Annotated in this window: 13 protein-coding genes and 1 pseudogene; 8 read left to right on the top strand and 6 right to left on the bottom strand. The window is 67.6% G+C overall.

Annotated features, from left to right (window positions below):
- Positions 1-69 precede the first annotated feature (69 nt).
- From PWF70_RS22580 to PWF70_RS22565, 4 genes and pseudogenes are all read left to right on the top strand, one after another.
- Positions 70-445, top strand: a pseudogene (locus PWF70_RS22580) (YybH family protein).
- A gap of 115 nt (positions 446-560) precedes the next feature.
- Positions 561-1,955 (top strand): phosphotransferase family protein, encoded by a 1,395-nt coding sequence (locus tag PWF70_RS22575; RefSeq protein WP_035753826.1) that lies wholly within the window; start codon positions 561-563, stop codon positions 1,953-1,955.
- A 31-nt stretch (positions 1,956-1,986) separates the two neighbouring features.
- A complete protein-coding gene (locus PWF70_RS22570) occupies positions 1,987-3,258 on the top strand; it encodes an acyl-CoA dehydrogenase family protein (RefSeq protein ID WP_006358043.1) in 1,272 nt (423 codons plus the stop codon).
- 58 nt (positions 3,259-3,316) lie between these two features.
- Positions 3,317-3,793, top strand: a complete 477-nt coding sequence (locus PWF70_RS22565; RefSeq protein WP_006358042.1) for a hypothetical protein — start codon at positions 3,317-3,319, stop codon at positions 3,791-3,793.
- 13 nt (positions 3,794-3,806) lie between these two features.
- On the opposite strand, the gene PWF70_RS22560 is transcribed toward PWF70_RS22565, so the two are convergent.
- From PWF70_RS22560 to PWF70_RS22550, 3 genes are all read right to left on the bottom strand, one after another.
- Positions 3,807-4,346, bottom strand: a complete 540-nt coding sequence (locus PWF70_RS22560) for a DUF1697 domain-containing protein (RefSeq protein ID WP_006358041.1) — start codon at positions 4,344-4,346, stop codon at positions 3,807-3,809.
- 21 nt (positions 4,347-4,367) lie between these two features.
- On the bottom strand, positions 4,368-5,654 hold the full coding sequence (locus PWF70_RS22555; RefSeq protein ID WP_006358040.1) for a glycoside hydrolase family 183 protein: 1,287 nt from the start codon (positions 5,652-5,654) through the stop codon (positions 4,368-4,370).
- Positions 5,655-5,755: 101 nt separating this feature from the next.
- Positions 5,756-6,523 (bottom strand): methyltransferase domain-containing protein, encoded by a 768-nt coding sequence (locus PWF70_RS22550; RefSeq protein ID WP_006358039.1) that lies wholly within the window; start codon positions 6,521-6,523, stop codon positions 5,756-5,758.
- A gap of 117 nt (positions 6,524-6,640) precedes the next feature.
- Between PWF70_RS22550 and rnhA the strand changes: the two genes are divergently transcribed.
- Genes rnhA through PWF70_RS22535 form a run of 3 tightly spaced genes read left to right on the top strand, consistent with a single transcriptional unit; the run spans position 6,641 to position 8,888 of the window.
- The gene (rnhA, locus tag PWF70_RS22545) at positions 6,641-7,129 is read left to right on the top strand and encodes a ribonuclease HI (protein WP_006358038.1); all 489 of its coding nucleotides are present in this window, start codon (positions 6,641-6,643) and stop codon (positions 7,127-7,129) included.
- The gene (locus PWF70_RS22540; RefSeq protein WP_006358037.1) at positions 7,126-8,037 is read left to right on the top strand and encodes a D-isomer specific 2-hydroxyacid dehydrogenase family protein; all 912 of its coding nucleotides are present in this window, start codon (positions 7,126-7,128) and stop codon (positions 8,035-8,037) included. Before rnhA ends, PWF70_RS22540 begins: the two co-directional genes overlap by 4 nt.
- 59 nt (positions 8,038-8,096) lie before the next feature.
- The gene (locus tag PWF70_RS22535; RefSeq protein WP_006358036.1) at positions 8,097-8,888 is read left to right on the top strand and encodes an SDR family oxidoreductase; all 792 of its coding nucleotides are present in this window, start codon (positions 8,097-8,099) and stop codon (positions 8,886-8,888) included.
- A 44-nt stretch (positions 8,889-8,932) separates the two neighbouring features.
- Here PWF70_RS22535 and PWF70_RS22530 read toward each other — a convergent pair whose 3' ends face one another.
- On the bottom strand, positions 8,933-9,502 hold the full coding sequence (locus PWF70_RS22530; protein ID WP_006358035.1) for a YdeI/OmpD-associated family protein: 570 nt from the start codon (positions 9,500-9,502) through the stop codon (positions 8,933-8,935).
- A 46-nt stretch (positions 9,503-9,548) separates the two neighbouring features.
- Here PWF70_RS22530 and PWF70_RS22525 point away from each other — a divergent pair, with 46 nt between their 5' ends.
- Positions 9,549-10,244, top strand: a complete 696-nt coding sequence (locus tag PWF70_RS22525) for a hypothetical protein (RefSeq protein ID WP_042377118.1) — start codon at positions 9,549-9,551, stop codon at positions 10,242-10,244.
- A 101-nt stretch (positions 10,245-10,345) separates the two neighbouring features.
- Here the strand turns inward: PWF70_RS22525 and PWF70_RS22520 are convergent, their stop codons facing one another.
- Both PWF70_RS22520 and PWF70_RS22515 read right to left on the bottom strand, forming a co-directional pair.
- On the bottom strand, positions 10,346-12,265 hold the full coding sequence (locus PWF70_RS22520) for an ABC transporter ATP-binding protein (protein WP_286352780.1): 1,920 nt from the start codon (positions 12,263-12,265) through the stop codon (positions 10,346-10,348).
- The gene (locus PWF70_RS22515; protein WP_127962151.1) at positions 12,262-13,995 is read right to left on the bottom strand and encodes an ABC transporter ATP-binding protein; all 1,734 of its coding nucleotides are present in this window, start codon (positions 13,993-13,995) and stop codon (positions 12,262-12,264) included. Before PWF70_RS22515 ends, PWF70_RS22520 begins: the two co-directional genes overlap by 4 nt.
- Positions 13,996-14,022 lie beyond the last annotated feature (27 nt).

Below are 14,022 nucleotides of genomic sequence, written 5' to 3'. Positions count from 1 at the left end.
ATCACTTGGAATTATTCATGCCGGCGACGCATGGTGAAGGAGCCTGGAAAGTCCAGCTGAAAGGAAGTCATGACCAACCGCGAAACCGCCCGCACCCCCGAAGACGTCACCCGACTCTTCGTCGAGTTCTCCAACGCCGGCGATGCCGACGCCGTCGCGTCGCTCTACCATCTACCACGAGGACGCGGTCATGGCCTTCCCGCCGGGGCAGGTCACCCGGGGCAGGGCGGCGATCCGGGACCTCTGGGCCTCGGTCCTCGAACACCGGCCGACCTTCGTCGCCGAACCCCCGCTGCCGACGCTCGTCTTCGGCGACGATGTGGCCTTGACCTCGACCCCGCCGCGCGACGGCGCAGGTGCTCGCGCACAGGTCGTCACCCGACGCTCCGACGGATCCTGGGTGCGCATCATCGATCAGCCGGAGTTCCAGACCCCGGCGCGCTGACGCCGGGCCGCCACGGCCGTTTTTCTGACAGTGGATTCAGCTTCCGTGCTAGCTTCGCTGTGTCGGGGATTACACCGGCACGGCAGTCGATCGGCGCGTGAAGGGATGGGTCTGCGTGGGAGTGCCTGAGGCCGGCGAAGTCGCCGCACGAGTCGCCGAACGACTCGGCACGATGCGAGGCGCCCCGGTGTCGGTCGAATCCGCCAGGCAACTACCCGCGGGCGCGAGTCGCGCGACCTACGCCGCGACCCTCGTCGACGCCGCCGGCGTACCCGAACCGATCATCATCCGCGCCGTTCCGGCCGCGGAGGACGACGGGGGACTGGGCGCGGAAGCCGAGGTCCTGCGGGCCGCCGCCGACGCCGGGGTTCCGGTGCCGGAGATCCTCGACGTCGGCCTGGGCGACGACAGCGTCCTCGGGTTCCCCTACCTGGCAATGAATTTCATCGGTGGAGAGTCGATCCCGCGGCGGATCCTCCGCGACGACACGTATGCCGCCGCACGCGGCCGGTTCGTCGAGCAGTGCGGCGGGATCCTGGCGCGCGTCCACCGCATCGACGCCACGCAGACGCCGGGACTCGACGAACTCGTCGACCCGGTCGAGGCGCTTCACGCGCTGTTCCCGCGTGAGTTCGACGCGATGCCGGCCGGCCTGGTCCTCGCGACCCAGTGGCTCGTGGCCAATCCGCCGCCGTCGTCTCCCGGTTCCTGCGTCGTCCATGGTGATTTCCGGCTCGGTAACCTCCTCGTCGATGCCGATGGTGTTGCCGCGGTGCTCGATTGGGAACTTGTCCACATCGGCGACCCCGTCGAGGATCTCGGCTGGCTGTGCGCGAAGGCCTGGCGTTTCGGCGGCGCCACCCCGGTCGCCGGAATGGGCGAGCGTGCTTCACTTCTCGACGCCTATGCCGAGGTGGCCGGGTGGCGACCCACCGAAGAAGCCCTCCGCTGGTGGGAGTTGTACGCCACGGTGAAGTGGGGTCTGATCTGTGCGGTGCAGGCCAACCGGCACCTCGACGGCATCGAACGGTCCGTCGAACTCGCCGCGATCGGACGACGAAGTGCCGAGCAGGAATTCGACGCTCTGCTCGATCTGGGAGTCGTCTCGCCGGAGGTTGTCCCGGATCCGCTGGGCGTCGAAGCCACTGTCCCCGACGAGGAGCCGCACGGGTCGCCGTCGTCGTTCGAGTTGCTCGATGCCCTCGCCGGCTTCCTGCGCTCCGACTCCGTGACCGCCGAGATGTCACCGCAGGTCAGGTTCCACACCCGGGTCGCCGGCAACGTCGTGGACGTCGTCCGGCGCCAGGTGCTGCTCGGCGCGACCCACGCCGCGGAGAGTGCTCAGCGCCTGGCGGCCCTGGGCGTCGCCGATCAGCGTGCCCTGTGCGACGCGCTGCGGTCCGGCGAACTCGACGGCACCGACGAGAAGGTGCGCGCAGCGATCGCCGCCGACGTCCGGGCGCGGTTGCTGGTCGCCAACCCGAAGTACTTCGCGGTCCCGCATCCGTGACCGCGTGACACCCGATCGAGAAGGATTCACCGTGGACTTCGCACTGCCCGAGTCGCTGAGCGACTACCTGGAAGAACTCGACGCCTTCATCGAGGCGGAGATCAAGCCGCTCGAGCAGGCCGACGACAACATCCGGTTCTTCGACCACCGGCGTGAGGACTCGCGCACGGACTGGGAGCGCGGTGGTCTGCCGAATGCGGAATGGGAGGCGCTGCTCGGCGAGGCGCGTCGGCGGGCCGACGCCGCGGGCCATTTCCGCTACCCGTTCCCCAAGGAGTTCGGTGGCCGCGACGGATCGAACCTCTCCATGGCGATCATCCGCGAGCACCTCGCGTCGAAAGGGCTGGGCCTGCACTGCGATCTGCAGAACGAGCACGCCATCGTCGGCAACAACATCGGACTGCTGCTGATGCTGGCGTACGGCTCCCCCGAACAGCAGGAGGAGTGGGTCGAGGGGCTCGCTGCCGGGACCAAGTTCTTCGCCTTCGGAATCACCGAGCCCGAGCACGGTTCCGACGCGACGTACATGGAGACGACCGCGGTTCGCGACGGCGACGACTGGATCATCAACGGCGAGAAGACCTGGAACACCGGCATCCACGCCGCCCACCGCGACATCGTCTTCGCCCGCACGAGCGGCGAACCCGGTGACGCACGGGGCATCACCGCGTTTCTCGTCGACCCGCAGGCGCCGGGTTTCGCTGTCGAGGAGTACCTGTGGACGTTCAACATGCCCACCGATCACGCGCACATCAGCCTGCGCGATGTGCGGGTGCCGGAGTCTGCGGTGTTCGGTGAGGAGGGCGCCGGTTTGCAGGTGGTGCAGCACTTCTTCAACGAGAACCGGATTCGGCAGGCCGCTTCGAGTCTCGGTGCGGCGCAATACTGCGTGAACCGTGCCGTCGAGTACGCCAACGAGCGGGCGCCGTTCGGCAAGAAGCTCTCGACCAACCAGGCGATCCAGTTCCCGCTCGTCGACCTGCACACGCGCTGCGCGATGGTCCGCGCGCTCATCCGGGAGACGGCCTGGAAGATGGACACCTACGGCAACTTCGCGGCGTCGGCGGAGGTGTCGATGTGCAACTACCAGGCCAACCGGTTGTGCTGCGACGCCGCCGATCAGGCCATGCAGGTGTTCGGCGGCAAGGGTTACTCGCGGCACGAACCGTTCGAGCACATCTACCGTCACCACCGGCGTTACCGCATCACCGAGGGCGCCGACGAGATCCAGATGCGACGCGTCGCCGGATACCTGTTCGGTTTCATGTCGGGCAAGGCGCCCAAGGGAGTGGGCTCGGCCTGAGTAGGCTGAACACCATGCGAGATCGTGTGCGAAGCGTGCCGAATCGGGTGATCCGGTCATGATCGCGGTCATCATCATCGTCGCGACCGTGGTGGTCGCACTGTTCGTCCTGGGCGGGGCGGCGTGGTTCGCCTGGGACTCCGACAAACGGGTGCGCAACTTCGCGCGGTCCACCGACCTCATCCCCGGCCGGCCAGGACGCGCACCGGCGAGTTGGACCACTGACAACAGCCGAGAGGCATTGCTGCATCGGCGTATTCGTTACGCGATCGCCGACGTGCACGCCAATCCGGCCATCCCACTCGACGAGGAACTGGTGTCGGCGCGCGACCGGCTGGACGACGCGGTCTTCGAACTCGACGACCGGCTCATCGCGGCTGCCGAGACCGGTGGCGACGAGGCCACCGAGGTCCTCGACAGCGCCGAATCGGCGGTCAAGGCGCTCGAGGCCCTGCCCAAGAAACTGTGGGAGGCGCCCACGTCGGATCAGCTCGCCGACCTGGATCGCGTGACGCGGGTCCTGTCGCGCGGCTGACCCGCAGATCTCGTCAGCCCTCGGTGAGATCCAGCAGCTTTCGCACAGTGCGCAGGTTACGGCCGGTGCCCTGCACACCCAGCCCTCGCGCGATCGCAGGAGCGGTGAGTTTCGACCGGCCGGCGCCCTCGGCGTAGCGGATGTGGAGATCGGAGCCGATCACCCGTTTGATGTCACCGCCGAAGTCCTTCCCCTCGAAGGCGGCAGCCTTGTCGGCATCGGGTTCGGCGACGAGGAAGTAGACGTAGGAGTACTTGTCGTCGACAACCTCGAAGGGGTGCGCGTCGAGCGCTGCCCGCACTTCGGCGGGTGTGCGACTGACGACCTCGCGGAAGAACCCGTAGCGCTTCTCGATCTCGTGCCCGAGTGCACGGTCGAACTCGGCGGGATCACCCGGTGGTGAGCAGAGAAGATTGCCGGACGCGATGTAGGTCGAGACATCGGTGGCTCCGAGTTCGGTTGCGATCTCCCGTAGTTCGGCCATCGGCAGCTTGGCGCCGCCGACGTTGACCGCTCGGATGAGGACGATGCGCGTCGTCGATGATTCGCTCACCGGTTCATGATGGCAGCGGCCTCACAACTTGGACAGGTCGGTGCGCGCCAGCATCACGTTGTAGTCGTCCCAGCGCGACACCACGAAGTACAGATTCTTTCCGCTCGAACGTGGGTGGATGTACGGCGTGTACAGGCCGCTCGACTGCTTGTTGGAGACGAGCACGCGCTCGCCGCTCCACGGGCCGACCGGGGTGGGGGACGTGCGCATCATGACGGTGCCGGCACGTTCGGTGAGCATGACGAACTTCTTGAGGTAGTTGTTGTAGGCCACCGACATCTCGCTGACCGGCCGCCCGACGATCGGCGCGGCGTCGGCCGGGTTCGGCGACCATGCGTTGCCGCCCCGGAAGTATTGGTAGCGGCTCAGATTCAGGATGTCCGCGGGTCGGAAGCGAGCGACGAACGCCGAGCCGTGCCGGCCGTTGGGCGTGCCGTACTGGTAGATGTAGTCGCCGCTGCGCAGGAAGGCGCCCATCTGGAATCGGCTGTGGCCCTGCGCGATCTGCGGTACGCCGGGCACGGTCAGTTCGAGGTTCGCACGGATGGTGTTGTTGTCGACGGTCCAGGTCTGACCGTTGTTGCGTGACACCGCGATCGCCGAGTAGTTGGTGGCCCATCGTCCCGGACCCAGCCACTTGTGGATCGACATGAAGCTCAGGAACTGGGTGCCGTTGATCGAGATGCCGCCGGTCGGGATGCGTCCGACCTCGGTGTTGCGGACGCCTATTGCGTTGAACATCGGCTGCGAATAGGTGGGATGCGCGGGCGTCACCGATGCGCCGGAGCGGACCGACCCGGGTATGGCGGTCGGGAAGCGGATGGCCTTGTCGAGATTCGAGTTCGCGTCGCTGCGGAGCATCGTGTTGTGTCGCCACACCATCTGACCGGCGCATTTACCCCAGGTGTCGCCGAAGGCCATGAGGACCTGACCCGAACCGTTGTCCCACGGCACCCCGACGTCGGTGGCGGTGATCCCGAAGCGGGCGTCGGTGCGTTCAGGGCTCCGCGGTCCGGTGACCCACGAGACGGCGGTGGTCGCGCCCTTGAGCTTGGGCAGCGGCCCCTGCGGCTTCTTGCCGTCGGCGCGGTAACTACCGAAGTCGATGCTGCCCCAGCCGAGGTCGCTGGACCCGGAGCTGCCCGTGCTGCCGACGTCGCCACCGGTGATGCCGGTGACGTTGCAGACCGCCGCGGCGGCGGGGGAGGCCGCCGCGGAGAGGAGGCCCGCGACCAGGCCGACGGTCACGCCACCGACCACGAGGGCGTGCGAGAACGGGCGCAGGCGTACACGGCTGCGTCGGGACATGGGGACCCCCTGTGGCTACGGCTGATGCCAGTGTTGCAGAAGTGGCAGGTCCGAGTGGTGGAGGTGGCCAAAGCTTGACCGGGGCGTGATCCGGGAGCCGCTTAGTGGCGCGTCGCGACCGCGAAGGCGCGCCGGAACGGCATGAGCGTGCCCCAGTCGTGGCGAGGGTAGGCCTCGGCGAGCCGACGCTTGAGCTCGGGGACGAACTCCTCGCGCAGATGGGTGGGCAAGGCCTGCAGGTACGACCGGGCGCCGGTGCTGAAGATCCAGTCGAACACCGGATCGTTGCCGCCAAGGACATGCAGGTAGGTGGTCTCCCACGCGTTCACCCGGAAACCGCGATCGACGAAGAACCGCAGGTAGTCCTCGGCGTCGAGGCGTGGGAGCGGCTTGACCTCGCTCAGCGATTCGGCGAACGGTTCGGTCGTGGCGAGATCGGCCAGCGCGGTGCGGAACGGGGCGTCGTGCCCGTTGGGGACCTGGATCGCGAAGGCGCCGCCGTCGGAGAGGTGGCCCAGCAGACGGTCGATGACCTCGAGCTGGTCGGGGACCCACTGGAACATCGCGTTCGAGATCATCAGGTCGAACGTGCGGTGCGGTGTCCAGTCGACCACGTCGGCGACGTCGAAGTTGGCGCGTGGATCGAAGTTGTCGCTGATGGCACGGTCGATCATGGCCGCGGACTCGTCGATGCCGAGGATCTCGGCGCTCGGCCACTGGGCGCGCAGATGTTTGGTGAGATGACCCGGGCCGCATCCGAGATCGACGATCGTCGTGGGATTGGTGGGGATCTGCGCGATCAGGTCGAGGAAGGGTCTCGACCGGTCGTCGGCGAATTGCAGATAGCGTGCTGGATCCCAGACAGCCATGTGTCCACACTAGGGGTCCGGCGGGGGTGGTGTCACGGAGCGAGAGCTTCGGCCGGCGTGGTTCTGCGACAGGATCGGTCTGGGGAGTCGTCGTGGCGCTGCCGTAGGCTTCCCTGCGTGACAGATCCCGCGAACCCTTCTTCCGAGAACCCGACCAGCACCGATGGTGCGGCTGTCGTGGAGATATCCACCGATGGCGCATGCCTGGGCAACCCCGGGCCCGGCGGGTGGGGTGCGGTTCTGCGGTACAAGGGCACCGAGAAGCGGATCTCCGGGTCGGAACCCGAATCCACGAACAACAAGATGGAACTCACCGCTGCCATCGAGGGTCTCGCCGCGCTGACCAGGCCGTCGAAGGTGATCATCTACACCGACTCCACCTATGTGCGGAACGGCATCATGAAGTGGGTCGCCGGCTGGCAGGCGAACGGCTGGAAGACCAAGGACAAGAAGCCGGTGAAGAACGCCGACCTGTGGCGCCGCCTCATCGAGGAGGAGAAGCGTCACGAGGTCGAGTGGCGCTGGGTGAAGGGTCACGCCGGTGACCACTTCAACGAGATCGCCGACGAACTCGCGACCACCGCGGCCCGGGCGGTCACCCGGTGAGCAGCCTGCCCGTCGCCGTCGAGCCCAACCGGGACGAGCACCTCGTCGCCGCAGTCGAGGGCGCCGGCGGCACGATCGTCGGGCTCGACGAGGCGCGGGTACTGGTCTGGATCGGCCCGCCCGCCGAGTTCCCCGAGCTGCCGGATGCCGTCGAGTGGGTGGCCCTCAAGACGGCGGGTATCGAGGACTTCCTGGATGCCGGCCTCCTCGACAACCGCCGTGTCTGGACCAACGCGGCCGGTTTCTACGCCGAGAACGTGGCCGAGCACGCGCTCGCGCTGCTTCTCGCCGGTCTCCGCCAGATCAACACCGCGGTCACGCGGCACTGGGACAAGGAGCGGATCGACACCTCGGTGCGGTCGCTGCACGGTTCGACGGTCGCCATCATCGGCGCCGGCGGCATCGGCGCGTCGCTGGGCCCGCGGTTGAAGGCGTGCGGAGCGCGTGTCGTCGCGGTGAACCGTTCGGGCCGCGATGTGCCCGGCGCCGACGAGGTGCGACGCTCCAGCGAACTGGACTCGGTGTGGTCCTCGGTCGATCATGTGGTGCTCGCCGCGCCGTCGACGGCGAAGACGCGGCACATGATCAACGCCGAAACCCTTGCCGCACTTCCGAGTCACGCGTGGGTCGTGAGCATCGCGCGCGGTCCGCTGGTCGACGAGGAGGCCTTGTACCGAGCGCTGGTCGACGGTGAGATCGCCGGCGCGGCGCTCGACGTGACCGATCCCGAACCGCCGGCCGAGGACCACCCGCTGTGGTCGCTGCCGAACGTCATCATCACTCCTCACGTCGCGAACCCGGCCTCGGGCCTGACACGCGAGATGGCGCCGTGGCTGGCCGAAAACGTGCGCCGATTCGCGGCGGGCGAGGAACTGATCTCGGTGGTCACACCCGGCCGCGACTACTGAGCAAGGCCAGTTTCTAGAACACGTTCTCGTTTCCGGCCCGTTCGTGGCAAGGTCGGGGAGTGATTCTCGACAGATTCCGTATCGATGACCATGTCGCCGTCGTCACCGGTGCCGGTCGCGGCCTGGGTGCGGCCATCGCCGTGGCCTTCGCGCAGGCAGGTGCCGACGTGGTGATCGCGGCGCGCAGCGAGTTCGACCTCGACCAGGTGGCCGGACAGATCGCCGACGCCGGGCGGCGCGCCCACGTCGTCCCGGTCGATCTCAGCAATGCCGACGCCGCCGCCGCGCTCGCCCAGGCGGCGGTGGAGGAGTTCGGGCGGCTGGACACGATCGTCAACAACGTCGGCGGCGCGATGCCCCGGCCGCTCCTCGACACCACTCCCAAGCACCTCGTCGACGCCTTCGACTTCAACGTCGCCAACGCTCACGCGCTCGTCGTGGCCGGCGCCAAGCAGATGCTCGCGACGACCGGTCACGGCTCGATCATCAACATCACCTCGGCCGTCGGCCGGGTGCCCGGTCGCGCGTATGCCGCCTACGGAACCGCGAAAGCCGCTCTGGCGCACTACACCCGGATCGCCGCGATGGACCTGAACCCGAAGATCCGGGTCAACGGCATCGCGCCGGGCGCGATCCTCACCTCGTCGCTGGAGATCGTCGCAGGCAACGACGAGATGCGGACCGCCGTGGAGAGTGCCACCCCGATGCACCGGCTCGGCGAGCCGGAGGACATCGCCGCCGCCGCGCTCTACCTCGCATCGCCGGCGGGCGCGTACGTGACCGGCAAGATCCTCGAGGTCGACGGCGGGATCATCGCCCCCAACCTGGACCTGCCGATCCCGGACCTGTAGGGGTTTCGACGGGGCTCAACCAGCGGGGAGGGCTCAGCCGACAGTCAGGGGCGGATGTTCTGCGCGGCCTGCTCGACGATGGTCGCGATCCGCTTGGTCTTGGTCTCGGGTCTCTTCGCCAGCGCGATCTGAGCCAGCCCCATCTTCCGGGCGCTGGGTGGGAAGGCGTCCCAGCTGGCGCGGGCCGTCGGGTCCGCGTCGAGGGCGGCGGCGAGTTCGGGGGGCTCGATGCCGGCCTCGGCGTCGTCGAAGATGGTCCACAGGCCACGTGCTTTGGCGTCGTCGATGACCGCCTGGCCGGCCGGTTGCATGCGGCCGGACTCGATCAGGTCGGCGACCCGCGCCTTGTTCGACGCCGCCCACGGACTGTTGCGGCCACGCCGCGTGAACCACAGGCCGCGCCGCGCGTCGTCGAAGACACGGCTGTGGCCGTCGATCCAGCCCCAGCAGCGCGCCTCCCGGACCGCTTCGTCGTAGTCGAGCGGCTCGCGTCCGGAGTCTTTGCGCCAGAAGATGAGCCACACACCGGACGAGCTCTGGTGGTTGTCGCGCAACCACTCTCGCCACTCGTCGAGGGTGTCGACGGCGAGCTGTGGCGCACGCGGATCGGCCATGCGTTCACCCTAATCGCGGACCGTCCACCTCGGTACAGTTGAGAACGTGACCGGCATTCTCGAGTTCGCGAGCAACAACTGGTGGCTGATCTTCCCCATCGGTGGTGTCGTCGGCGGCTGGGCCGGGTCGATCGCGAAGTACAACGAGAAGCGGCGCAAGGACAAGATCGAACTCGCGCGCATCAAGGCCGCCGCTCAGACCGAACAACTGAAGCTGACCACGACGTCCGTCGAGCAACTCCGCAAGACACTCAAGCAGCATGACGGGCTCAACGAGAAGTGGTTCGCCTACGAACTCGACCTGGCCACGCTGATCGAGTACCCGCTCATGACCGACATGCGCGAACCCCTCACCCTCGCCTTCCATCGTGCGCGGGTCCACGCCGACGACCTGAGACCGGAACCGCCGCACGCCGGCGACACCGAGACGACGCTCGCCCCGGCGGACTTCGTTGATTACCGGGACGCGGTCGGCGACTACGCTGCGACCTTCGACGCCGCGGAACGGGAGGCACGACGCCGCAAGCAGGCCGGCTTCTCGCCGATCGAACGGGAAGCGCTCGACCGCGCCCGCAAGCTGATCAGCGTCGCCTCCGACTCGGGTGCCACCGCCGCGGAACGCCAGGCCGCGTACAAGAAGGCGCGCGCCGAACTCGACGGGCTCATCGACGTGCCGCCCTTGGCCGCCGAACGCCTCGAGCGCCAGATCGCCGGGGAGCTCGAGCGGGGGCGCGGAGACTGAGCTCGCGGCAGATGTCGCCTTTCGTGTCGCCGGGCGATACGAAAGGCGACACCTGCCCCCTGGTGACTACCCACGGTCTTCGCACCTCGGGGAGCGGGAGGTCAGCCCGCCTCGATCGCCCCGGTGAACTGGCTCTCGTAGAGGCGGCAGTAGGCGCCGCGGGCGGCGAGGAGTTCCTCGTGGTTGCCCTGCTCGACGATGTGACCGTCCTCCATCACGACGATCACGTCGGCGTCGCGCACCGTCGAGAGTCGGTGTGCGATCACGAAACTCGTGCGATCGGTGCGCAGGTTGGCCATCGCCTTCTGGATGAGCAGCTCGGTGCGGGTGTCGACGGAGCTGGTGGCCTCGTCGAGGATGAGGATCGTGGGCCGGGCGAGGAACGCCCGGGCGATCGTGATGAGCTGACGCTCACCGGCACTGACGCCGCCGCCCTCGTCGTCGAGAACGGTGTCGTAACCGTCCGGGAGTGTCCGGACGAAATGGTCGACGTGGCTCATCCGGGCGGCTTCGAGCACCTCCTCGCGGGATGCGGAGGGGTCGCCGTAGGCGATGTTGTCGAAGATCGTCCCGCCGAACAGCCACGAGTCCTGCAGCACCATGCCGGTGCGCTCGCGCAGGTCATCGCGGGTCATCTCGGCCGAGTCCACGCCGTCGACGCGGATGGTCCCGGAATCGACGTCGTAGAACCGCATGATCAGGTTGACCAGGGTGGTCTTGCCGGCGCCGGTCGGTCCGACGATCGCGACCATGTGTCCGGGACGCGCTGTCAGGGTGAGGTTCTCGATCAGCGGCTTGTCCTCGACGTAGCGGAACGAGACGTCGTCGAACTCGATGAGCCCGTTGTCGACCGCGGGGGTCTTGGGGTTCGCCACGTCCGGGGTCTGCTCGTCGGCGTCGAGGATGTCGAAGATGCGCTCGGCAGAGGCGACACCGCTCTGCATGAGATTGATCATCGACCCGATCTGGGTCAGCGGCTGCGTGAACTGGCGGGAGTACTGGATGAACGCCTGCACCTCGCCGAGGCTCAGCGAACCCGACGCCACGCGCAGGCCGCCGACGACGGCGACGGCCACGTAGTTGAGGTTCCCGAGGAACATGATGGTCGGCATGATGACGCCGGAGATGAACTGTGCACGCCAACTCGACTGGTACAGCTTCTCGTTGCGTTCGTCGAAGGTGGCCTCGATCTCGCGCTGACGGCCGAAGGCGGTGACCAGCTCGTGGCCGGTGAACGCCTCCTCGACCTGGGCGTTGAGAGCCCCGGTCGACGCCCACTGCGCGGAGAAGTGCGGCTTGGAACGCTTCGCGATGACGGCGGTCGCGATGATCGCCAGCGGGACGGTCGCCACTGCGATGAGGGCCAGCAGTGGCGAGATCCAGATCATCATCACCAGCAGTGCGATGACCGTCAGCACCGAGTTCACGAACTGGGCGACGGTCTGCTGCATGCTCTGCGACAGGTTGTCGAGGTCGTTGGTGACCCGGCTGAGCAGCTCGCCGCGCGGCATCGTGTCGTAGTAGCGCAGCGGCAGGCGGTGGACCTTCTCCTCGACCTGCGCGCGGAGCTCCCGGATCGTCTCCACCACGATGATGTTCAGCAGGTACGCGGCCAGCCACGCCAGCCCCGACGCCACGACGTACATCACGAGGGTGATGAGCAGGACGCGGCCGACGTCGCCGAAATCGACTCCGACGCCGGGCGTCACGTCCATCGACGAGACCATGTCGGCGAAGGTGTCGTCGCCCCGGTCGCGCAGACCGGCCACCGCCTGGTCCTTCGACAGTCCCGCAGGCAACATCCGGCCGATGACGCCGTTGAAGACCAGGTCGGTTGCGTGACCGAGGACGCGCGGCGCGATGGCCAGCAGGATGACCGAACCGACGATCGAGGTGAGGGTGACCGTCATCAGGCCGCGGTACGAACCGAGCTGGGCGACAACCCGTTTGATCGACGGCCAGAACGAGCGCGGCTTGGACTCGGGGCCGCCGGCGGCCATCGGTCCACCCGGGCGGGTCATGCGCGCTCCTCCATGGCCAGCTGGGATTCGGCGATCTCGGCGTAGGTGGGACACGAGGTCAGCAGGTCGTCGTGTGTGCCGATGCCGACGACGCGGCCCCGGTCGAGGACGACGATCTGCTCGGCGTCGACGATGGTCGAGATACGTTGCGCGACCACGATCACCGACGCGTCGCGGGTAGCCGGACGCAGCGCCGCCCGCAATCTGGCGTCGGTGGTGAGGTCGAGGGCCGAGAACGAGTCGTCGAACAGGTAGATCGCGGGGCGCCGGACCAGTGCACGCGCGATCGCGAGCCGTTGCCGCTGTCCGCCGGAGACGGTGGTGCCGCCCTGGGCGACGCGGGTGTCGAGGCCGTCGGGCATCGCCGAGACGAACTCGTCGGCCTGGGCGATGCGCAGCGCCTCCCAGATCTCGTCGTCGGTGGCGTCGGACTTGCCGTGCAGGATGTTGGACCGGATGGTCCCGGAGAACAGGTACGGCCGCTGCGGGACCAGGCCGATCACCGAACGCAGTTCGTCGGGATCGAGTCGCTTCACGTCGGTGCCGCCGACGCTGACCCTGCCCTCGGTGGCGTCGATGAGGCGGGGCACGAGTCCGAGGAGCGTCGTCTTGCCGGACCCGGTCGAACCGACGATGGCGGTCGTGGTTCCCGGCGTCACGCGGAAGCAGATGCCGCTCAGCACCGGATCGTCGGCGCCCGGATAGCGGAACTCGGCGGCGTCGAACTCGACGGTTCCGGGATGGCCGGCGAATCCGATCGGGTCGCTCGGCGGATGCACCGAGGTCTCGGTGTCGAGGACCTCGGTGATGCGCTCGGCGCACACCGCGGCGCGCGGCGCCATCATGGCCAGGAACGACGCCATCATGACCGACATCAGGATCTGCATCACGTAGCTCATCAACGCGGTGAGCGCGCCGATCTCGACGCTGCCGTCCGACACTGCGTGCCCGCCGAACCAGATGACCGCGACGATCGTGACGTTCGTGATCACCAAGACCAGCGGGAACATCAGCGCCATCAGCTTGCCGACCCGTAGCGTGGCGTCGGCGAGATGGTCGTTGGCGGAGCCGAAACGCTTCCGCTCGTACTCTTCACGGACGAAGGCGCGTACCACGCGGATACCGGTGATCTGTTCGCGCAGAACACGATTCACCGCGTCGATGCGTTCCTGCATCGACCGGAACCCGGGAATCATGCGGGCGATGACGAGACCCATCGACAGCCCGAGAATCGGCACCGCGATCGCGATGACCCACCACAGTGCCGGGGCCTCGCGAATACCCATGATGATCCCGCCGAAGCACATGATGGGAGCCATCACGAGGATCGCGCTGCTCATCACGATCAACATCTGCACCTGCTGGACGTCGTTGGTGGTGCGCGTGATCAACGACGGTGCGCCGAAGGTGCCGACCTCACGGGCCGAGAACGAGTTCACCCGGTGCAGCAGGTCGCCGCGGATGTCGCGGCCCACACCGAGAGCGGCCCGGGCGCCGAAGAACTGCGCGATGATCGTCGCCACGATCTGCACGACGCTCACCAGCAGCATCCAGCCGCCGATGCGCATGATGTAACCGGTGTCGCCGGTCGCCACGCCGTTGTCGATGATGTCGGCGTTGAGGCTCGGCAGGTACAGCATCGCCGCGGTCGCCACGAGCTGCAGCGACACCACCATGACGATGTTGATGCGGTACCGCTGCAGGTACGTACTGATGAGGCGGGTCAACATGGCACGATCACCTGCGCCAGACTAGTT

Source organism: Gordonia sp. Swx-4, assembly GCF_030316175.1.
GTDB lineage: Bacteria > Actinomycetota > Actinomycetes > Mycobacteriales > Mycobacteriaceae > Gordonia > Gordonia alkanivorans.
This window is presented reverse-complemented; position numbering and strand designations above follow the sequence as displayed.

Excerpts from the sequence above, each read along its gene's own strand:
- PWF70_RS22565 (WP_006358042.1), top strand. The coding sequence starts at position 3,317 with ATGATCGCGGTCATCATCATCGTCGCGACCGTGGTGGTCGCACTGTTC.
- PWF70_RS22555 (WP_006358040.1), bottom strand. The coding sequence starts at position 5,654 with ATGTCCCGACGCAGCCGTGTACGCCTGCGCCCGTTCTCGCACGCCCTC.
- PWF70_RS22550 (WP_006358039.1), bottom strand. The coding sequence starts at position 6,523 with ATGGCTGTCTGGGATCCAGCACGCTATCTGCAATTCGCCGACGACCGG.
- PWF70_RS22530 (WP_006358035.1), bottom strand. The coding sequence starts at position 9,502 with ATGGCCGATCCGCGTGCGCCACAGCTCGCCGTCGACACCCTCGACGAG.
- PWF70_RS22520 (WP_286352780.1), bottom strand. The coding sequence starts at position 12,265 with ATGACCCGCCCGGGTGGACCGATGGCCGCCGGCGGCCCCGAGTCCAAG.
- PWF70_RS22515 (WP_127962151.1), bottom strand. The coding sequence starts at position 13,995 with ATGTTGACCCGCCTCATCAGTACGTACCTGCAGCGGTACCGCATCAAC.